The sequence below is a fragment of the Natronorubrum amylolyticum genome (assembly GCF_052040145.1).
Classification (GTDB): Archaea; Halobacteriota; Halobacteria; order Halobacteriales; family Natrialbaceae; genus Natronorubrum.
The window spans coordinates 460,185-480,080 of record NZ_JBPPFW010000001.1; the positions used below are offsets into that span (position 1 = coordinate 460,185).

At 63.0% G+C, this 19,896-nt stretch carries 23 protein-coding genes; 17 read left to right on the forward strand and 6 right to left on the reverse strand.

The genetic code is table 11. The features are described from left to right. Nucleotides 1–2: 2 nt before the first annotated feature. The 8 genes from ACSFDB_RS02310 to ACSFDB_RS02345 all read left to right on the forward strand — a co-directional run bounded on the left by ACSFDB_RS02310 (nt 3) and on the right by ACSFDB_RS02345 (nt 9,569). Entirely contained in the window at nt 3–2,030 is a 2,028-nt protein-coding gene (locus ACSFDB_RS02310) for an AMP-binding protein (RefSeq protein ID WP_440769428.1), read from the forward strand. Nucleotides 2,031–2,079: 49 nt separating this feature from the next. Beyond that, nucleotides 2,080–3,576 (forward strand): Asp-tRNA(Asn)/Glu-tRNA(Gln) amidotransferase subunit GatB, encoded by a 1,497-nt coding sequence (gene gatB / locus ACSFDB_RS02315; protein ID WP_440769429.1) that lies wholly within the window; start codon nt 2,080–2,082, stop codon nt 3,574–3,576. Nucleotides 3,577–3,708: 132 nt separating this feature from the next. Then, nucleotides 3,709–4,650 carry an MBL fold metallo-hydrolase gene (locus ACSFDB_RS02320; RefSeq protein ID WP_440769430.1) on the forward strand — a complete coding sequence of 314 codons (942 nt, stop codon included), beginning with the start codon at nt 3,709–3,711 and terminating at the stop codon, nt 4,648–4,650. A 194-nt stretch (nt 4,651–4,844) separates the two neighbouring features. Next, nucleotides 4,845–6,152: an ABC transporter substrate-binding protein gene (locus tag ACSFDB_RS02325; RefSeq protein ID WP_440769431.1), complete on the forward strand. Its 1,308-nt coding sequence runs from the start codon at nt 4,845–4,847 to the stop codon at nt 6,150–6,152. Between the two features lie 3 nt (nt 6,153–6,155). Next, nucleotides 6,156–7,040, forward strand: coding sequence for a branched-chain amino acid ABC transporter permease (locus ACSFDB_RS02330; RefSeq protein ID WP_440769432.1), 885 nt, complete (start codon nt 6,156–6,158; stop codon nt 7,038–7,040). After that, the gene (locus tag ACSFDB_RS02335; RefSeq protein ID WP_440769433.1) at nt 7,033–8,109 is read left to right on the forward strand and encodes a branched-chain amino acid ABC transporter permease; all 1,077 of its coding nucleotides are present in this window, start codon (nt 7,033–7,035) and stop codon (nt 8,107–8,109) included. The genes ACSFDB_RS02330 and ACSFDB_RS02335 overlap by 8 nt, the downstream gene beginning before the upstream one ends. Further along, on the forward strand, nt 8,109–8,840 hold the full coding sequence (locus ACSFDB_RS02340) for an ABC transporter ATP-binding protein (protein ID WP_440769434.1): 732 nt from the start codon (nt 8,109–8,111) through the stop codon (nt 8,838–8,840). The genes ACSFDB_RS02335 and ACSFDB_RS02340 overlap by 1 nt, the downstream gene beginning before the upstream one ends. Next, nucleotides 8,841–9,569, forward strand: coding sequence for an ABC transporter ATP-binding protein (locus ACSFDB_RS02345; protein WP_440769435.1), 729 nt, complete (start codon nt 8,841–8,843; stop codon nt 9,567–9,569). It abuts the gene before it with no gap. 67 nt (nt 9,570–9,636) lie between these two features. On the opposite strand, the gene ACSFDB_RS02350 is transcribed toward ACSFDB_RS02345, so the two are convergent. Together ACSFDB_RS02350 and ACSFDB_RS02355 are read right to left on the reverse strand one after the other, a co-directional pair. Next, a complete protein-coding gene (locus ACSFDB_RS02350) occupies nt 9,637–10,098 on the reverse strand; it encodes an acyl-CoA thioesterase (RefSeq protein WP_440769436.1) in 462 nt (153 codons plus the stop codon). A gap of 57 nt (nt 10,099–10,155) precedes the next feature. Continuing rightward, nucleotides 10,156–10,947, reverse strand: coding sequence for an N-acyl homoserine lactonase family protein (locus tag ACSFDB_RS02355; RefSeq protein WP_440769437.1), 792 nt, complete (start codon nt 10,945–10,947; stop codon nt 10,156–10,158). A gap of 124 nt (nt 10,948–11,071) precedes the next feature. Between ACSFDB_RS02355 and ACSFDB_RS02360 the strand changes: the two genes are divergently transcribed. The 3 genes from ACSFDB_RS02360 (at nt 11,072) to ACSFDB_RS02370 (ending at nt 12,925) form a co-directional block, all read left to right on the forward strand. Next, entirely contained in the window at nt 11,072–11,206 is a 135-nt protein-coding gene (locus ACSFDB_RS02360; protein ID WP_440769438.1) for a transporter, read from the forward strand. Between the two features lie 103 nt (nt 11,207–11,309). Beyond that, entirely contained in the window at nt 11,310–12,644 is a 1,335-nt protein-coding gene (locus ACSFDB_RS02365) for an NAD(P)/FAD-dependent oxidoreductase (RefSeq protein WP_440769439.1), read from the forward strand. A gap of 110 nt (nt 12,645–12,754) precedes the next feature. After that, the gene (locus ACSFDB_RS02370; protein WP_440769440.1) at nt 12,755–12,925 is read left to right on the forward strand and encodes a hypothetical protein; all 171 of its coding nucleotides are present in this window, start codon (nt 12,755–12,757) and stop codon (nt 12,923–12,925) included. A 4-nt stretch (nt 12,926–12,929) separates the two neighbouring features. On the opposite strand, the gene ACSFDB_RS02375 is transcribed toward ACSFDB_RS02370, so the two are convergent. From ACSFDB_RS02375 to ACSFDB_RS02385, 3 genes are all read right to left on the reverse strand, one after another. Further along, entirely contained in the window at nt 12,930–13,637 is a 708-nt protein-coding gene (locus ACSFDB_RS02375; RefSeq protein ID WP_440769441.1) for a metallophosphoesterase, read from the reverse strand. Then, nucleotides 13,634–14,644: an archaeosortase A gene (artA, locus tag ACSFDB_RS02380; RefSeq protein WP_440769442.1), complete on the reverse strand. Its 1,011-nt coding sequence runs from the start codon at nt 14,642–14,644 to the stop codon at nt 13,634–13,636. Before artA ends, ACSFDB_RS02375 begins: the two co-directional genes overlap by 4 nt. A gap of 564 nt (nt 14,645–15,208) precedes the next feature. After that, nucleotides 15,209–15,505: a HalOD1 output domain-containing protein gene (locus ACSFDB_RS02385; RefSeq protein WP_440769443.1), complete on the reverse strand. Its 297-nt coding sequence runs from the start codon at nt 15,503–15,505 to the stop codon at nt 15,209–15,211. Nucleotides 15,506–15,708: 203 nt separating this feature from the next. On the opposite strand from ACSFDB_RS02385, the gene ACSFDB_RS02390 reads away from it, so the two are divergent. Both ACSFDB_RS02390 and ACSFDB_RS02395 read left to right on the forward strand, forming a co-directional pair. Beyond that, nucleotides 15,709–16,185 (forward strand): Lrp/AsnC family transcriptional regulator, encoded by a 477-nt coding sequence (locus tag ACSFDB_RS02390; RefSeq protein ID WP_440769444.1) that lies wholly within the window; start codon nt 15,709–15,711, stop codon nt 16,183–16,185. Between the two features lie 181 nt (nt 16,186–16,366). Then, nucleotides 16,367–16,720 carry a DUF7344 domain-containing protein gene (locus ACSFDB_RS02395; RefSeq protein WP_440769445.1) on the forward strand — a complete coding sequence of 118 codons (354 nt, stop codon included), beginning with the start codon at nt 16,367–16,369 and terminating at the stop codon, nt 16,718–16,720. 236 nt (nt 16,721–16,956) lie between these two features. Here the strand turns inward: ACSFDB_RS02395 and ACSFDB_RS02400 are convergent, their stop codons facing one another. Then, on the reverse strand, nt 16,957–17,313 hold the full coding sequence (locus ACSFDB_RS02400) for a hypothetical protein (RefSeq protein WP_440769446.1): 357 nt from the start codon (nt 17,311–17,313) through the stop codon (nt 16,957–16,959). A 342-nt stretch (nt 17,314–17,655) separates the two neighbouring features. Here ACSFDB_RS02400 and ACSFDB_RS02405 point away from each other — a divergent pair, with 342 nt between their 5' ends. From ACSFDB_RS02405 to ACSFDB_RS02420, 4 genes are all read left to right on the forward strand, one after another. Continuing rightward, entirely contained in the window at nt 17,656–17,856 is a 201-nt protein-coding gene (locus ACSFDB_RS02405) for a DUF7576 family protein (RefSeq protein ID WP_440769447.1), read from the forward strand. Nucleotides 17,857–18,033: 177 nt separating this feature from the next. Continuing rightward, nucleotides 18,034–18,720, forward strand: a complete 687-nt coding sequence (locus tag ACSFDB_RS02410; RefSeq protein ID WP_440769448.1) for an OB-like fold-containing membrane protein — start codon at nt 18,034–18,036, stop codon at nt 18,718–18,720. Then, nucleotides 18,704–19,222: a metal-dependent hydrolase gene (locus ACSFDB_RS02415; RefSeq protein WP_440769449.1), complete on the forward strand. Its 519-nt coding sequence runs from the start codon at nt 18,704–18,706 to the stop codon at nt 19,220–19,222. Before ACSFDB_RS02410 ends, ACSFDB_RS02415 begins: the two co-directional genes overlap by 17 nt. Nucleotides 19,223–19,285: 63 nt before the next feature. Then, on the forward strand, nt 19,286–19,840 hold the full coding sequence (locus tag ACSFDB_RS02420) for a metal-dependent hydrolase (RefSeq protein ID WP_440769450.1): 555 nt from the start codon (nt 19,286–19,288) through the stop codon (nt 19,838–19,840). The last annotated feature ends 56 nt before the right edge of the window (nt 19,841–19,896 follow it).

The window sequence follows — 19,896 nt, forward strand, 5'->3', positions numbered from 1 at the left end:
CGATGACAGGGAACACTACCGACCCGAGCCTCGAGGACGTCGACACAATCGTTCACGAACCGAGCCAGGAGTTCGTTGAGTCGACCAACGTCTACGAATTCATGCAGACGTACGGGATCAACGACTACGACGACCTCATCGAGCGGACGACGAGCGAGGTCGACGGCGAACCCGCAAGCGGCGTCGACTGGTTCTGGGACGAACTCGTCGACTACCTCGATATCGAGTTCTACGAGGGCTACGACGAGGTTAGAGATAACAGCAAGGGGCCACAGTTCACCGACTGGTATCCCGGCGGAGAGCTCAACGTCGCCCACAACGTCGTGGATCGCCACGCCGCCGTCGACGAGGAACGGCGAAACAAGGTCGCGACGATCTGGGAGGGCGAAGACGGCGAGGTCCGGGAGGTAACGTACCACGAACTCCACCGACAGTCGAATCAGGTCGCGAACGCACTCGAGGAACGCGGCATCGAGACGGGCGACACGGTCGGTCTCTACATGCCGATGGTCCCGGAGGTCGTCTCGATCCTCTACGGTTGTTTCAAAGCCGGTGCGATCGCGGTCCCCATCTTCTCCGGCTTCGGCGTCGACGCGGCTGCAACCAGAATCGCGGACGCCGAATGTTCAGTGCTGTTCACGGGTGACGGCTTCTATCGACGCGGCAAGCCGGTCTTCCTCAAATCGGCGGCCGACGAGGCCATCGAGGAGGCCGGACACGTCGAGAACACGATCGTTTTCGACCGACTTGGCGCCGGTAATCCGGCCAGCGAGCACGAAATCCCGTGGGACGGCAGCCGCGACGAGTGGTGGACCGACGCCGTCGAAACGGCCGACGACGCCTACGAGTCGAAGTCGCTCGACTCGAGTCAGGAGTCGATGCTGCTGTACTCCTCGGGGACGACGGGCAAACCGAAGGGGATCGTCCACACCCACGCGGGCGTGCAGGTCCAGTGTGCCAAAGAGGTCTACTTCGGGATGGACCTCAAACCCTCGGACCGATTCTTCTGGGTCTCCGACATCGGCTGGATGATGGGCCCGTGGACCCTCATCGGCACCCACACCTTCGGCGGGACGGTCTTCATGTACGAGGGCGCGCCCGACCACCCCGAGCCGGATCGGTTCTGGGAGATGATCGACCGCCACAAGCTCACCCAGTTCGGCATCTCGCCAACGGCGATTCGAGCCCTCCGAAAACACGGAGACGACTGGCTTTCCGGCCACGACCTCTCCTCGGTTCGCCTGCTGGGCTCGACGGGTGAGCCCTGGGATCCCGAATCCTGGCTGTGGTTCTACGAGAACGTCGGCGGCGGCGAGGCGCCGATCATCAACATCTCCGGTGGGACGGAGATCTGTGGCTGTTTCTTGATGCCGATGCCGACCGAACCGCTCAAACCCTGTACGCTCGGCGGGCCGGGGATCGGGATGGACATCGACATCGTCGATCAGCAGGGGAATTCGGTGAAGGAAAATCACGAACGCGGCTTCCTCGTCGCGAGGGACTCCTGTCCGTCGATGACGAAGTCGCTCTGGTCGGGCGACGAGCGCTACCTGAACGAGTACTGGTCGACGTTCGAGGACATGTGGAACCACGGCGACTGGGCCCAGAAGGACGAAGACGGCTTCTGGTTCCTCCACGGCCGGGCCGACGACGCGCTCAACGTGGCGGGACGGAAGGTCGGCCCCGCGGAGGTCGAGGGGGCGCTCATCGACCACGAAGCCGTCAATCAGGCCGCGGCCATCGGGGCCCCGGACGAGACAACCGGGACGGCGGTCGTCGCCTACGTGATCCTCGAGGACGGCTTCGAGGAGACCGACGAGTTGCGCGAGGAACTGCGCGCACAGGTCGGCGAGGAACTCGGAAAGCCGTTCCGTCCGCGCGAGATTCTGTTCGTCGACCAGTTCCCCAAAACGCAGTCGGGGAAGATCATCCGCCGAGCCATCGAAGCCACGTACACGGGCGAGGATCTGGGCGATATGAGCAGCATCGAGAATCCGGAGGCGCTCGAGGAACTCGAGGACGCCAGATAAGCGACTCCGTCCCGTTACGTTTTACCCCCACGGGCCCGAATCGCCTCCAATGACTGCCCAGACCGTCCAGCAGGGCGACCTCGTCACCGTCATCGGCCTCGAGGTCCACGTCCAACTGGAGACCGACACGAAGATCTTCTGTGGCTGTTCGACCGACCAGACCGACGAGCCCAACGAGAACGTCTGTCCGGTCTGTCTCGGCCTGCCGGGCGCGCTCCCGGTACTGAACGAGGCCGCCGTCGAGGGGGCCGTGAAGATCGGGAAGGCGATCGACGCCGACATCCCCGAAGAGACCCGATTCCACCGGAAGAACTACTACTACCCCGACCTGCCCAAGAACTTCCAGATCACCCAGTACGACGAGCCGATCTGTCAGGCGGGCGAACTCGAGGTCTCCGTCGAGGGCGAGCGCCGGACGGTCACGATCGAACGCGCCCACTTGGAGGAGGACCCGGGCAGCCTCCAGCACGTCGGCGGCGGTGGCGGCATCGACTCGGCGGAGTACACGCTCGTCGACTACAACCGCGCGGGGACGCCGCTGATGGAGATCGTCACGGCCCCCGACTTCCGCAGTCCGAGCGAGGTTCGAGCCTTCCTCGCGAAACTCGAGGAGGTCCTCGAGTACCTGGGCGTCTTCGACGCCGAACGGGACGGCAGCCTGCGGATCGACGCCAACCTCTCGATCATTCCCGAAGACGAGATCGAGAGCGGCGACGTCACCGACATCGGCGCGGAGGCGCTCGCCGCCGCAAACCGTACCGAGGTCAAGAACATCTCGAGTCACAAGGGGGCCGAGAAGGCGTTAGCCTACGAGGAGACCCGCCAGAAGAACGCGATCCAGCGCGGCCGCGCGGTCGAACAGGAGACCCGCCACTGGGACGAGAGCCGCGGGATCACGGTCTCGATGCGGTCGAAAGAAGAGGAGAAAGACTACCGCTACTTCGAGGAGGCTGATCTACCGCCGCTGCAGGTCGCCCACTGGAAGGACGAGATCTCGATTCCGGAACTCCCCTCCGCGCGACGCGAGCGCTTCCAGGACGAGTACGGGCTCAACGAGGAGGCCGCCTCGAAACTGACCTCGACCAAACAGGTCGCGGACTTCTACGAGGACGTCGCGAGCGAGTTCGATCCCGATCTGGCTGCGACGTGGGTCGCGGACAACCTGCTGGGCGAACTCAACTACCGCGACATGGAAATTACGGATCTCGAGGGGCGCTTCGAGGAGGTGACGCGACTCGTCGAACTCGTCGCAGAGGAGGAGATCACGGCGAAAAACGCCCGCGAGACGGTGCTGCGTTCGATGCTCGACGACGAGAAGGCGCCGGACGAGATCGTCGAGGACGAAGGGCTCGGCAAGACCGACGAGGACGAAGTCCAGCAGGCCGTCGTCGCGGCCATCGACGAGAACCCCGACGCCGTCGACGACTACGCGTCGGGCGACGACGGAGCGATCAACTTCCTCGTCGGGCAGGTCATGCAGAAAACCGGCGGCAGCGCGGACCCCGGCGACGTGAACCAGTTGCTCCGGGCTGAACTCGAGGGTTGAACGTCGGCACGCACTGTATTTGACTGGGTAGCGAGGCCGTTCGATTTCTCTCAGCGATCGACGCTCCCTGAGTTCGGAGTCGGTGTTCCGCTACCAGTACAGTTACCAACGGACAACCTGTGCAGTGTCGACATGGACCGTATCACGCTGGGAAACGACGAGTTCGAGGGGCGTAACAACGCGTACGTCCTCGCCGACGAGACGACCGACGAACTCGCGCTCGTCGACACCGGACTCGCGACGGAAGGGATTCGAGCGGAACTGCGGGAGGGACTGGCCGAACGCGGCTACGCGTTTTCCGACATCGACGACATCGTTCTGACTCACTTTCACGTCGATCACGCGGGACTCGCCGGCGAAATTCAGGCCGAAAGCGGCGCGACGGTGTACGCTCACGAGGCCGACGCGCCGCTGATCGAGCAAGATCCCGACGCAGTGGCTGCCGTAGAGGAGCGGCGCCGGGAGTACCTCGAGCGGTGGGGCGTCCCCGACGACGCCCAGAAGACGTTGCTGGAGTTCTTCGAGCAGGCCGCCCACCTCGAGGGGGAACCGGCCGACGTGACGCCGATCGAAGACGGCGAGGTGCTCGAGGTCGGCGGTCGAACGCTCGAGGCGGTCCACGCACCGGGCCACGCAGCGGGGCTCAGCTGCTTGGAAATCGAAACGGAGGGCAGATCGGAAGCGTTCGTCGGCGACGCCGTCCTCCCCGTTTACACGCCGAACGTCGGGGGTGCGGACGTCCGCGTCGAGCGGCCGCTCGAGACATACCTCACGACACTTCGACGACTCGCCGACCGCGAGTACGACCGGCTCTGGCCCGGCCACCGCGATCCGGTCGACGATCCGCGGGACCGCGCGCTCGAGATCGTCGACCACCACCGCAAGCGAAGCGAAAAAATCCTCGGGATTCTCGAAGAGCACGGCCCGGCCGACGCGTGGGAGGTGAGCGCACACCTGTTCGGAGGGCTCGAGGGGATTCACATCGTCCACGGACCGGGCGAGGCGTTCGCGCATCTCGACCATCTCCACCACGAGGGGGTCGTCTCACTCGAGGGAGACACGTACCGACTGTGAACAATACAGGCACTTTCGTTGCAAACGAGCGCATCGTCCGGTAATTCGTCGGTATTTTCCGCTGTAAACAGATCGTTCAGCAACCGCTTCTATTTGTGCGTTGTTATCGTCAGACAATAGCTGTCTGTTAACTACCCTCATCTTTAATATAGCGTGATTGGAAAGGAAGGACGGAGAGCCAATAGTGGTGAACAATGGTTAACAATGGTCGAAAACGCGGTGGACGATCTGGGATTGGACGACGAACATTTATCGGCGCGGCCGGGGCCGGTGCAGTAGCGACGACGTTCGCCGGTTGTCTCGGCGAAGATGACGACGACATCATCCGTATCGGGCATCTCGGGCCGGTTCAGATGGATATGGGGGCAGGAGCGGAGAACAGTGCCCAACTCGCGGTCGATCAGGTCAACGAAGACGGTGGGATTCTCGACCAAGAGGTCGAACTGATCTCCGAGGACTCGCTCGGCGACCCCGGAGAGTCGATGACCGCGACCGAGCGCATGGTCGAACAGGAGAACATCGACGTTCTGATAGGGACGTTCGTGAGCGAGGTCACACAGGGAATCGTCGACTACGTCGGGGAAGTCGACATTCCGTTCTTGATCACCGGATCTGCGGATCCGATTACGCTCACCGATACGGTCGGTGAGGACTACGACCAGTTCAAGAACATCTTCCGGTCGGGCCCGATCAACTCCGACCTGCAGGCGCTCGGTATGGCCGATTACGCCGAGTTCCTCGCCGACGAACACGGCTGGACGGACTTCGCACATATCGCGGACGACGCCGCCTGGACGGTGCCGTTCTCCGAGAACCTCCCGGACGAACTCGAGGACCGCGGACTCAACGTCGTCCACGAGGATCGACTAGCGCCGGGAACCGACGACTTCTCACCAATGCTCAGCGACGTCAGCGACGCCGACGCCGACGCAATGCTGCGCTTTTTCGCACACAACGTCGGCACGGGGATGCTCGTCAACTGGCGGGAGAACGAGTATGAGTTCGGTATCGAAGGAATTCACGTTCCCGGGATGTCGCCCGAATTCTGGGACGACTCCGAAGGAGCCTGCCTCTACGAAACGACCTCGCAGTCGGGAGCCGCAGGCGCAGCAGAGATCACCGAGGAGACGGTCCCGTTCACCGAAGCCTACGTCGAAGAGTACGGCGACAGTCGACCGAGTCTCCCGATGTACATGGGGTACAACTCCTACGACGCCGTCTTCGTCTACAAGAACGCCGTCGAGCGCGCTGGCACGGCGGACTACCAGGCGGATATCGACACCATCGTCGACGAACTACTCGAGACCGACCACACCGGTGCAACGGGGGAGATCGAGTTCTACGGCCCCGACTCGGAGTACCCCCACGACGTCATGGAAACGGAAGTGGACGGAACCATTTCGAACTTCCCCGTCACGCAGTGGCAGGAAGACGGCGAGTTCGAGTGCGTCTTCCCGCGTGACTTCGCGAGCGCCGACCATCTCGCTCCCGACTGGATGTGAGACATGTTAGGTGCACTTATTTCGGTACTGGTAACGGGAGCGATGATCAGCGCCGTCTACGCGCTGATCGCGATCGGCTTTACGATGATCTTCGGCGTCGGCGGCGTGTTGAACCTCGCCCACGGCGCCTTGATCATGATCGGGGCGTACGGATTTCTCGTCGTCACGTCGGGATCGACGTTCGGCATACTGTCGCTTCCGACGGGGATCGGACTCATCGTCGCGATCGCCGTCGGCGCGGCCGCCTCGTACGTGCTCTACATCGGCCTCGTCAAGCATATCGAGGAGAATCCGGTGATCACGTTTCTCGCGACGCTCGTCGTCGCACTGATCCTCTCGGAACTGTTCGTGATGGGCTTTTCCTCGAGTCCGCGAACGCTGATTAACCTCGTTCCCGGAAGTGTCCCCGTCGACTTCGTTCGCGTCACGAACATCGAGGTCGTCGGCTTCGTCGTCTCCTGGATCGCGATCGGGTTGCTGTGGTACTACGTGACCCGAACCGACGAGGGGAGATCGATCCTCGCGACGTCGATGAGCGAACGCGGCGCACAGCTGACCGGCGTCGATCTTCCAAAAATCAAAGCGCGGACGTGGCTGATCGCGGGCGCGTTCGCCGGTCTCGCCGGCGTATTCATCGGAACGCTTCAGTCGACGAGTCCGGTCATGTGGCTCGATCCATTGGCGCTCGCGTTCATCATCGTCGTCATCGGCGGCATCGGCTCGATCAAGGGCTCGATCGTCGCGGCGTACCTGATCGGCTACCTCGAGACGCTGACCGTGGAGCTTCTCGGAGCCGGATTCAGGGGCACGTTCTCGCTGCTCGTGCTCGTCATCGTACTGCTCGTAATGCCACAGGGTCTGTTCGGGAGGGAGTGGGTTCATGAGTAGTGACACCGGCCGTCTCGGCGGCCCGCTCAACTCGATCGCCGACGGCTACAACGACCGGTTCGGGCAGGTGTTCGGCGAGTTGAACGGCCTACAGTTCGCGCTGATTCTCGGGTCGCTACTCGTCTTGCTGCTCGTTCCCGTCTGGGCACCGCTGCTCGGCATGAGTGGTCTCCTGCGGACGCTCGCGCTCGCGTCGATCTGGGCGATCCTGGCGATGGGGTGGGACATCCAGAGCGGCTATACGGGCTACATCAGCTTCGGTCACGCCGTTCTCTCCGGCGGAGCCGCGTACACCACTGCGTTGCTTATCGGGAACGTCAACCCAGATCTCTCGCTTGCAGTGACGCTGCCGCTATCGGTCCTCGCCGCGTTGACGATCGGCCTCGTGATCGCCGTTCCGTCGCTGCGGCTCAAGGGACCGTACTTCTCGCTGGTCACGTTCGTCGCCGGCCTGATATTTTACCAGCTCACCTACGCGTTCAGCGATTACACGGGTGGTGAACTCGGCGTCCGGGTCGGGCGGATCGACTTTACCGTCGGCGGAGTCGAAATCACAACCTTCGATCCGGTGATGCGGTACTACGTCATGCTGGTCCCGATGCTGTTGATCGCGGTCACGCTGCTGTACGTCGCTCGATCGAACGTCGGGATGATCTTCGTCGCGATCCGGGAGAACGAGACGGCCGTCTCCGCCGCCGGGATCGACACGACCAAATTCAAGATCTGGTCGTTCGTGCTGAGTTCGATCCCGATGGGAATCGGCGGCTGGCTGCTCGCGCACTTCTACGGCACCGTGAACCCGTTGAACTTCCTGCTGGTCGACCGGAGCATCGAACTGATCGCGATGGCCGTCGTCGGCGGGATGAGTTCGATCCTCGGACCGATCGGTGGCGCGTTCCTCGTGATCGTCCTCCGCGAGGAGGTGTTGCGAATCTTCGGTGCGACGGGCCGCTGGGTCATGCTCTGGACGCTGATTCTGCTCGTGCTCGTCTTCGCCCGCGACGGACTATTCCGAAAGCTCTGGCACTATCTCGGGCGGCTCGGCTCCCGAGACGGAGGTGAGAACTGATGAGTCTGTTCAGGTTAGACGGATTGACGAAACGATTCGGTGGACTGGTCGCCGTCGACGACCTCTCGTTCGAGGTCGACCGCGGTGAAATCGTCGGGCTGATCGGCCCGAACGGGTCGGGCAAGTCGACCGTGTTCAACTGTACGATGGGACGCTATCAGGTCAGCGACGGGGCGATTCACTTCGACGGTTCGGAGATCACCGACTACAGAACTCACGAAGTCGTCGAGAACGGTCTCTCGAGGGTGTCTCAGGAGTCCAATCCGATCACGGAGATGCCCGTCGCAGCCAACATCAAGCTGTTCACCCTTCCGAACAGCGTGCTGGCGTTCCGCGGCGGAGCCACCGACGAAGAGATCTACCAGTACGCGGCGCGAATCGATCTCGAGGACAAACTCGAGGAGATGCCCGACGAGTTGCCACACGCAGATATCCGGCGACTCGAGATCGCGAAGGCGCTCGCGACGGAGCCCGAGATGCTGTTGCTCGACGAGCCCTTCGCCGGGATGAACCAACAGGAGATCAACGATCTGGTCGACAAGTTCGAGGAGTTGCGGGAAGAGGGAATCACGATGATCGTCGTCGATCACAACATGGGCGGACTGATGAAGCTCGCAGATCGGATCGTCGTGATCCACAACGGCAGCAAGATCGCCGAGGGGTCGCCCGAGGAAATCGCCGAGGACGAGGCGGTCAAACAGGCGTACCTCGGCAGTACGGAGGCGATGTAGATGTCAGACAACACCACGCCACACCTCGAGATCGACGATCTCCACGTCTACTACGGTAAAGCGCACGCACTACAGGGCGTCTCGATCGACGTCGGCAAAGGAGAGATATTCGGCGTTATCGGCCCCAACGGAGCCGGGAAGACGACCATGCTGAACGCGATCGCCGGCTTCCTCGAGTACGACGGATCGATCCACTACGACGGTGTCGACCTCGCGACCGTTAGCCCTCGAGACATCGTCACTGACGGGCTCGTCTACTGTACGGAAGATCGGGACCTGTTTCCGTTCTTTACCGTCCACGAGAACCTGCAGATGGGCGCGCAGTTCCGGGACGACCGCGAGGCCGTCGAGGAGGACATGCGGATGGTCTACGACCTGTTCCCGCGACTCGACGAACGCCGCGATCAGGAGGCCGAAACGATGAGCGGTGGCGAACAACAGATGCTCGCCATCGGTCGCGCGCTGATGAGCGATCCCGATCTGTTGATGTTAGACGAGCCGACGCTCGGGTTGGCACCGATCATCATCGAGGACATCAACGACGCGATCGAGAAATTGAATCAGGAAGAGGGGCTCACCATCCTGCTGGCCGAGCAGAACTCGACGTTCGCGCTCCGCCACGCCGAACGCCTCGCACTGCTCGAGACCGGGAGTATCGAACTCGCGGGATCCGCGGCCGAGTTCCAGGACAACGAGTACATCCGCGAGGCGTACATCGGGATCCACTGAGGCGGTCGATTCACGGCTGACGTTTTTTAGAGTGCGTCGATAGTTCGAGTGACTTCCTCGAGCCGTCTCACTCCGGAAGGCCGCCCTGATACGCCGCGACGGCCTCCCGGAACGCGTCGGGGACGGCGATCGGCTCCTCGGTCTCGAGGTCGACGGCGACCTGCGTGACGGTGCCGTCGGCGAGCAGTTGGTCGTCGGATTCCCGTCTCACGCGGTACTCGAAGGTGATGCTCGCCGTGCCCGTCTCGGCGACGCGCAGTTCGTTGACGAGCACGTCACCGAACTCGGCCGCGTCGCGGTAGTTCAGTTCCGCGTTGACGACGTGGACCTGCCAGCCGTCGGTCTCCATCTGTTCGTAGCTGTAGTCGATCTCTCGAAAGAACTGGGAGACGGTCTCGTCCTGAAAGGTGAAGTACTCGCCGTAGAAGACGATTCCCTGCTGGTCGGTCTCGGCGAACCGGACGCGATTCTCGAACACGGGTTGGAAATCGGCCTCGCCGGCGTCATCGCTATTGTCAACAGTATCCATACCACCTACCGTAGTCGCGACGAGCAAAATCGTACCGGACTCGGCAACCGGCCGCCGCTACAGCGACTCGAGCGTCTCGAGGTCGTCACTATCGTGGCCACAGATAACGGTCGCGTCGTGCCGTCGCTCGAGGTCTTTGACCGTCCGGAGGCTCTCGAGCCAGTGACGTTTGCTCCAGAGTAACTGCCCGCCCATCGGCTGTTCGTCGTGATAGTTCGCCCGGGTATAGGCCTGGTCGCCAGCGAGGACGACGGTGCCGGCGTCGTCGAGTTCCAGTTGGACGCCGAGCAGACCGGGCGTGTGGCCCGGGAGGTGGACGAACTCGAGGTCCTCGACGAAGTACTCCCGGTCGCCGTGAACGATTTCCCAGTTCAGGTCGCGGTCGAAATCGCCCGCCACGTAGGCCTCGTCGCCCGCGTCGGTCTTGGCGCTGTAGTAGGCGAACTGCAGCTCCTCCTCGTGGACGTAGACCGGCGTGTCGGTCCCCTCGAACGCGTAGAGCCCGCCCGCGTGGTCGAGATGGAGATGGGTCTGGATCACGCAGTCGATATCGGAGACGGCGTAGCCCGCGTCGGCGAGGTCGTCCTCGAGCGGCCGCAGCCCGGTGTGTTCGAACGCGGCGTAGAGGTCGGCGGGCCAGTGGCCCGAATCGGCCTCCGGATGCGAGCCGGTGTCCCAGAGGATCGTCGCCTCGGGGTGGTCGATGACGAGGTTGTAGACGGGCCCGTCGCCCATCACCGTCTCCGGGTTCGGCTCGTCGTTCGTCCCCAGCGTCGCCCCCTCGATGATGTTGTTGACGTCGGTGGTAATCGTGCCGCGCTCGATCGGCGTCACGGTCGCAGAAACCATGGTTGACACTGTGGCCGGCCGATCATAATACCGGCGGCGAGAGCCCGTACCCGTGTGTCGGCTTCGGGTCGTTCGCTGTGCATGCCTGCCGCAGGTCTACCTGATAGTTCGTCGTAGCTGTCACATGGTTCGACTCTCGACGATTATGATCATCGCCGGCATCGTGCTCCTGCCAGTCCCGATCCCGCCGTTCGCGACCATCGCCGGACTCCTCCTGATCGTCGCGGGGATCGCCCTCCGGGTGGTGACGGATCTGTAGCGGCAGTTGAACGGCCCGCGAGCGACCGATGAGCCCAACGGCCCGGGAAGCAACTGCATGAGTAGGTCCACGATTTTACCTCCCCCGGCGTGACAGGTGGGGTATGCAGACGACTCCACGGGTGCTCGTCGTCGGCGGCGGACTCGCCGGTCTCGTCGCGGCGCGTCACCTCGCCGGCGGCGGGGCCGACGTGACGCTCCTCGAGCGAGACGAGACGGTCGGCGGCCGCGTCCGCACGCTCGAGCGGGACGGCTATCGATTCGATCGCGGCTTTCAGGTGCTCTTTCCCGCCTATCCCGCAGTGCGGCGGGAACTGGACCTCGAGGCGCTCGACCTTCGCCGATTCACCTCGGGCGCGACCATCGCGCGACCGGGTCGACGGTCGGTGCTCGCCGACCCGCGCCAGCGACCCGACGCTATTCCCGCGACGCTGCTCAACCGCGATATCACGATGGGCGACCGGCTGCGCGTCGCTCGCCTCTGGTGGGAGTTGCGGGGAACCGATCCGAATGACGTCTTCGGCGATGCTCGCGAGGAAGACGTCTCGATCGAACGCTACCTACGCGAACGCGGCTTCTCCGACGGCTTTGTCGATGAGTTCGTCGCGCCGTTCTACGGCGGGATCACCCTCGATCGGTCGCTCTCGACCTCGAGTCGGGTCTTCGAGTACACGTTCGCGACCCTCGCCGCTGGCGGGGCCGCAGTTCCGGCAAGAGGGATGGAAGCGATACCGGCACAGCTCGGGGATCGGGTTCGGGACGCGGGTGGCGCCCTCGAGACGGATGTCGAGGTCACGTCGGTTTCGCGGGACGAATCGACGGCGACCGTCGAAACGGCCGACGAAACGACGCGCGACGCGGACGCGGTCGTCGTCGCCACCGACCCACCGGCCGCACGAGAGCTGACCGGTCTCGAGTCGATCCCGACCGACGCGCGAGGTTGTGTTACCCAGTACTACGCGCTGCCGGACGAGACGGATCTCGAGACCGGCAAACGATTGGTGTTGAACGCGCTCGAGGACGAAGGACCGAACCACGTCGTTCCGCACAGCGCCGCAGCACCCGAGTACGCGCCCGCAGACGCGACTCTCATTAGCGCGACCTACCTCGGATGCGAGGTCCAGCGGACCTCGAAGCGAAGCGACACCAGCCGCGGAGCAGAGACGAGCGACGCAGAACTGGCCGAACGAACGCGACGGGCGCTCGAGTCGTGGTATCCGGAACGGCGGTTCGACGGCCTCGAGGCGCTGCACACCGATCGAATTCCGTTCGCCCAGTTCGACCAGCCGCCGGGGATCTACGACCGGTTACCGAACGCTCGCGATCCGGACGGCCCGATCTACCTGGCGGGCGACTACACCCGCTGGTCGTCGATTCAGGGCGCAATGGGCAGCGGACGGGACGCAGCGCAGGCGGTGCTCGAGGACCTGTCGAGGTAGCCCTGGTCTCGACGAGAACGCGCTACTTCGTTGCGTCACGGGTCGCGGAGTGCAGTGGCCCAACCGATCAGGGACGGTCACTATCCGTCAGCGGGTGGTAGCCTCGCGGAATGACGGGAAAGGGTACGGGACGACCCGAAGGGGTCGATCGACGGCTCGCCCGACTGTTCGTGATCGCGATGAGCATCTCGCTGACGGTCGCGTCCTTCGTCGTTCTGGTCGCTCACCGGTTCGGCGCTGTCCTGATCGAACGGCTGCGCCGGCGTCGATCAGAACCGTGACCAGTCAGAGGAGACGCCGACACTCCCCCAGCGGCGGAAACCACAGTGGCTCCCCGCTCGAGTCGTCCCAGACGACGGGATGAAACGAGTTCGGATCGGCAACCAGCGGCGACTGAAAATCCCGTGAACTCATGCCGTTGACGGTCGCGCCCGACGCCAGCCTCGTGAACGCCGGGCAGACGATCACGTCGGCTCCCTCGTAGACCTCCGGTCCGTAGAGGAAACACGGTAGTTTGCGGCCCTCGACGGAGAGCGCTGGATGATCGTGACCGACGACGTACCGGTCGGCCTCGAGGTCGGGTTCCTCGTGACCGTGACAGACGACCGTCTCGCCGTCCGCGAGACGATACTCGGGACTCGTGTCGCCGTCGAAGGCACCCTCGAGCATCGTGTCGTGGTTGCCGGGCGTGACGACGAGGGAGGCACCCGCATCGTCGACGACGGACTCGAGACCGGCCAGATCACGTTCGACGCCGCGCGGGAGCCGGTTGAAGGAGTGGAGGAGATCGCCCGCGACGACGACGGTTTCCGGCTCGGTGCGAGCGAGCAGAGACTCGAGTCGGTCGCGGACGTCCCGGCCGTCGTCGATTGGCGCGTCGACGTGCGAGTCGACGGCCTTACCGAGGTGGACGTCCGCGACGACGAGCGCGTCGGCGTCGGGGACGACGAGCGCGCGTCCGACGGGCGAAACGGGGAGGTCGACGGCGGTCACTGCTGCTCGGGGCCGCCGTCGGCGCGAACCTCGTCCTTGCCGAGCGCCTTGAACAGGTCGTACTCGTTGCCCGTGAGGACGAAGAGGACGTCCTCGAGCGGCTCCAAGATTTCGGGGAGGATCTTGACGAGCAGGTAGGTGATCCCGACGAGGGCGACGATCGACAGCGACTGGGCGATGTAGTTGTGCGCGACGAGGAAAGAGACCCGGCTCTCCTCGGCTCCCATGTACGTGACCATGAACGAGACGAGCCAGTCCTGCTGGAACCAGCCCCACGGGGAGGCCAGGCCGATGAAGACGTTGCGCACGAGGTTGAGGAACCAGATGACGCCGATGGCCATCGCGAAGGCGATCGCCTTCCGCTTGAACGGGGCCTTCACCGCGGCGACGAGGCCGCCGAAGATGGCCATGCTGCCGAGTCCGGTACAGGCGAGGATGATGTAGGTGGTCCGCCCGGTCACCGTCTCGTCGGAGTCGAAGTCGAACCGACTCTGGTAGCCGTTCGCTCCCTCGTTGATTCCGGGGCTGTGGCCGAACAGCTCCATCCCGTAGTGGGTCTGGACTGCAGTCGTCTCGATTAGCCACGTGCGAACGACGGGAATCGTCTCCGCGGGCAGGTAGATGAGCCCCATGAACGCGACGGCTTTCGTCAGGAGGAACAGCGAGTCGCGACCGTCCCAGAGGAGGTAGCCCGTGTACGCACACAGCGGGAGCGCCGCGAGGGCCAGCACCGTCTGGAGCGGGCTCTGAACGTCGTAGTAGTAGTACGGCACCATCGTCAGCCAGAAGACGCCGAAGGTGAGCCAGGCCCCCATCGCGAGGTGTCTGGCCGGCTCGGAAACGCCCTGCCATCGGAGAACCAAAGCCGCGAGAAACGCCGCGATCGCGACCCACGCGAGCAGATCCGTCAACCCCATCGAACCGATGACTGCCGGCGTCAGCGTCGCGCCTACGGCCTCGAGACCCGCGACCGATCCCGTCTCGGTCGCGGCGGAAGCGGGCGACATATTCATGGAAGACTGAAGGAGGGCGTCGTTATCAACCTGACGCCCTGTATCACCTCGTTCGGACGGGAGTCCAGTAGCCGCTGACCGTCATTTCACACCCGGTTGAACGACGGGAGCGCGGTTCGGAGCGGATGCGGTTCGGAGCAAACGAAGGGAGCGAGAACCGCGGGAATGCGAACGGCAAGCCCTGCGAGCCGTGAGCGAACGAAGTGAGCGAGAACCGCGACGCGAACGGGGAACGAATGTGACCCGTGAACTGAACAGACCGAGCGAAAACCGCGAACTGTGGGATCCGTACGGAACTCGATTCAGTTGTTACCAGCGGTTGGTCGCACGGTTTCTTTATCCAGAGTTGGGTGTGAAAATCGCGGCAAGTACAGTTGAAAGCGTTACCGGATCGGTCATCTGCCTCTCGGATAGACATCAGACATGGCCTACTGAATACAGAGCATGAGGACGATGCGTTCAGGAAATATACGATTCTATCGATGGGTATGAATAAGGAATCGCCATGGTCTCCCGCCACGTATCCACAGCCTCCTGAGAATACGGCGTTTCGGGGAACTAATCCTCGAAGCTGCCTTTCTGTTCGGGCACAGACCCGGGATTGTCCGTTGGTGCGTCTTCATCCTGCACCGAGATGGTCACTGCGGGGGCGTTCCGGATCTGAACGACGTAATTCAGGTACGTGAACTCAACCACTACCTGACTGGTGTTCGAGTCTGCATCCTCCTGAACGAGCGTGTCCAGCGCCTCCGGATCGACGACACTGAACAGTGGTGGGGATAACTCGCTCGGTGAGACTCCCTTCTTCTGGGCTACCGCTTCGATCACCCGATACGACGGGGCATGTGATACCATCACCTGTCGGTAGGCTGCGATAGTGTATATATGTTGTTTCGGAAATGCTTATTATGCAAATATCGGTCGCTAATGTGCGAAAATCACAGCCCCATTTTCAAAAAAGCAGTCTCAGTCCGTCCTCTCGCGGTGTGAGACACCACGGATGTGGATTCTCGCAAAATGGACGAAGATTCATGCAGACGGCGGCTCTGTTCAAAACCATGAGTGACGTCTCACTCGACAACACTGATCGCGGTATCCTGTTCATGCTCCAGAAGGACGCCCGGAACATCACGATTGCCGATATCGCAGAGGAAGTAGACGTCTCCGCCAGCACTGTCCGCAACCGCATTGAGGATATGGAAGAAGCGGGCATCATCGAGGGCTACTTCCCGAAGATCAACTACGAGCAGGCGAACTTCCCGCTCCACGTACTGTTCGTATGCAGCGCCTCCGCCGAGGAACGCGAAGAGCTGGCACGCCACGTATTAGAGCAGCGCGGGGTAGTTGACGTCCGTGAGATGCTTACCAGTAAACGCAATCTCTACGTCGAGGTTGTCGCGACGGACACCCGCGACCTGACCGAAATCACCAACGACCTCTCTTCGCAAGGCTTCGCCGTTGAATCCACTGAAATCATCACCAGCCACTACACACGTCCGTGGGAGGAGTTTTCATCCGGGCCAAGCGGAGAGTAATCCGACTGGTTGATTATCAACATCTCTGATTAGAGTGTGGAAATGGCAACTGTATGGTGGCAAAATGCGGAAAGTGCAGACCCAGTTCTGCGTTTGACGCAATCTTTTTACGCATTTGAGCAGACTACCAGAACGAAACAGATGGCTCGGGAGGTGATGCTCATCTGTTTCTTTACAACCCATGACTGACCATTCGCCACGCAATCGGTCTGCTCTACGAGACCGTGCCAGCCTCAACGAGCTATTTGAAGTACTCAGCAAGGCCGATCGACGGCGTATCCTGACAGCACTTGCCAACGCGAACCCAAGACACGAAGCCGAGTTCGCTCCACGGGACTTTACCAGCGACGAGCAAGGCAAGGACGCCCTAACGAGGCTACATCACGCTCACCTCCCGAAACTCGACGAAGCGGGGTTTATCGAATGGAACCGCAGTTCAAAGACGATTACGCGCGGGCCGCGCTTCGACAAGATCGCGCCGGTTATCGAGTTGATGACCACCCACGGGGACGAACTCCCGGTAAGCTGGCCGTAGATCGGAGTGACGTTCCGTTGTTGATTCCACTTTGCAGGTAGCAGTCAAGCTCTACTGGTGGAATCAGTGATTGTCCAAGACCAATAGATACGTCTTCTGTGCTACGATCACTGCCTTCGCAAATCGAGTTGAATCTCGTGATGCATTCGCGCATTTCGCCGTTCAGTTCGCATCTGTAATTACCGAACACCTCCGATCCAGTTTCAGACGTGAGATTGAGTAAAGAAACCGTGCTACTATCTACTGTTACTATAGACGGCTCCGGAATCGATCATCGTCCGCGCGTAGAGATCGAGCGTCGAGAGCGCGATGATCGTCAGTGGGAATGCCACGTCGGCGAAGCTGACCGCCTCGAGCCGAAGCGCGGTCACGACGATCGGTTCGGTGAGCGGCCCGGCAAAGAGGAGCGTGCCGGGGCTGAGAAACACGAGCGCGAGTCCACACAGTGCGGCCCAGCTGACACCGCGTTTCCACTGCCCGGTGTAGAGATGGCCGGTGCCCGGGAAGCAGACGGCCAGGAGGTACGCCGGCCACGCTCGCGCGCGATCGCCGAGTCGCCGCGGCAGGCGCATCGTCACCTGCAGAAGCGTCATCGGTGTCGCCTCCCGTAAGCCGCAGTTCGGTGTGCGACGAGGGTCGGTTCGAGCGTCCGTGGTGCATCCATACTAGCCGGCTCCACACTCTCCCTGAAAAACGTCAGTCAGACGGCCGTGTGACGCGACGGCGTCCTCCCGTCGAACGATACTGCCGACAGAAGCGACGGGGACGGCCCACACCCTACTTTCGTTCCGTCTCGAGTTTGGTGCTGGTGCTGACATGAATCGCCCGCGCTTACGATGGGACGGCGACGAACGGCGCAGGGCCTCCCCCGATCGCATATAATAGCCCACGGAATCCACCGTCCCGTTTTAGTAGACCGGTCACAGAACACGTCTATGGACGACCAGTACGGTGAACCGACTCGTCCATCGAGCCACCGTCGAGTCGACGAGCCGACCACGTGTTGTTCCTGCGGATCCGAAATCGGACCGCGCGAGCGACGCCTGACGTGGCGGGTTCGCGACGGCGACGACCGTTTTCGGTATCACTACTGCAGCGACGCCTGTCTCCCGAGCCCTGCGTTCGGATCGGATTGACGCCCCGCTGCAGACTCGAATTCCTCGAGTCGGTCGGCCACTTCTCGGAGCACCCGGGCTGGTAGTCGGCGTGGCACTCCTGCTGATCACCAGCGTGGGCGGCGCGTTCGGCTACCGAGCGATCGACGGTAACGGAAGACATTTGTCGCAGCTAACCGATCCACTCGAGGAACACGCATGTCCGAGCCGTACGGCCAGCGCGGTCGCGTCCTCGCCGGGCTCGTCCTTCTGGCGCTGCTCTTCGGTTGTCTGGTCTGGGCGGGCGCGACGACCGACGACCTGACGGAGAGTCGGTATCCGGACGAGGTCGAGGTCACGCCGGACCGCGAGTCGTACGTCGGCGACCGCGTCGTCCTCGGCGGGTTCGTCGTCGACACCGACCCGGTCGTCATCGCGACGCGTGCCAGCGGCTACGGCCGGTTTACGCTCGTGGGCGCTGACACACAGCTCAAAAACGATGGCGGGCCGCTCGAGGAGGGCGATCGAGTGACCGCGTTCGGAACGCTCGAGGACGAGTCCACTCTCGTCGTCGAACGCACGACGACTCGCGAGTCGTCCGAGACGAGCTACATGCTGCTCGTGTCCGCCCTGGGTGGGCTCGTGAGCGCGTGGTGGTTCGTCCGCCACTGGCGCTTCGACCGGGGCGCGCTCGCGTTCGTGCCGCGAGCGCGACCGCTCGGTCTCCCAACCGCTCGCGAGCGCAAAGCGAGCGGGGACCGTCGATCGACAGTCGAAACGGAGCGCCGGTCCAAAACGCCGCGGGAGGGTGACGATCAATCGTCCCAGGACGACGGTCGATCCGCAATCGAACACGCGGACCACCGCGGACGAGCCGCCTCGGGCGGAGGTGACCGACGTGCCTGACGTCCTGACGCACGTCCTCGTCGGCTACGTCATCGGCACGCTCCTCACCTTTCGAGAGGAGTCGCTGGGGCCGGCACACGTCGCGCTGGTCGTAATCGGCGCGCTCTCGCCGGACTTCATGAAGATTCAGCTCCTGTTTCCGGACGGCTTCGTCGCGTGGACGCTCGGCGTGCCGTTCTCCTGGAGTCCGCTGCACACCGTCGCGGGCTCCGTCCTCGTAATCGGACTGGGAAGCCTGCTCGTGGCACCGGCCCAGCGCAAACGGGCGCTCGCCCTGCTCGCGATCGGTGCGCTCTCACACCACGTCCTCGATCTCCTGCTGTTGACACCGACGGGGGAGTCCTACGCCGTCTTCTGGCCGCTGCTCGAGTACCGGTTCCCCTCGGCGGATCTGTACCTGAGCAGCGACCGCTGGCCGGCGGTCGTCGCCGGTTTCTGTGCCCTCGTCGTCTGGCTCGTCGACCGCTCTCGCACCGCCGCTCCGGAGACGGCACCCGAGTAATCTCACCATCATCCGCGACCGATCGCACCAGTTATATTTCGCCTCCACCTCGTCCCGGCCAGCATGTGGCCACTCGGACACGTCGCCGTCGCCTATCTCTGCTACGCGCTCGCGACCCGGGCTCGTTTCGACGCGCCGCCGGCGCACGTCCCCGTACTCGTGCTCGTCGTCGGGAGCCAGTTTCCGGATCTCGTGGACAAGCCGCTCGCGTGGTATCTGGGCGTTATCCCGACGGGACGGACGCTCGCACACTCACTGTTCCTCATCGTCCCGCTCTCGATCGCCGTCTACGCGCTCGCCAGCCACTACGACCGCAGCGAGTACGGCATTGCCTTCGCGATCGGCGCGCTCTCACACGTGCTCGTCGACGCCCTCCCCGTACTCTGGGGCGTCGAAGGGAGTGCGAACCATCTTCTCTGGCCGGCGATTCCCGTCGAGGAGTACGAACAGGGGCCGCCGACCGTCCTCGGTCTCCTGCGGGAGTCGATGGGCGACCCGTTCTTTCTGTCGGAGTTCCTCCTCGCCGCCATCGCCGTCGCGCTCTGGCGGCGTCACGGCTATCCCGGTCTCGAGCCGCTCTACACTGCTCTCGATCGAGTACGGCCGACTGCAGGATAGCAGCTTCCGACCGTCGGCAGCAGACGGCCGGTAGTGAGTGGCTAGCCGTTCTCGAC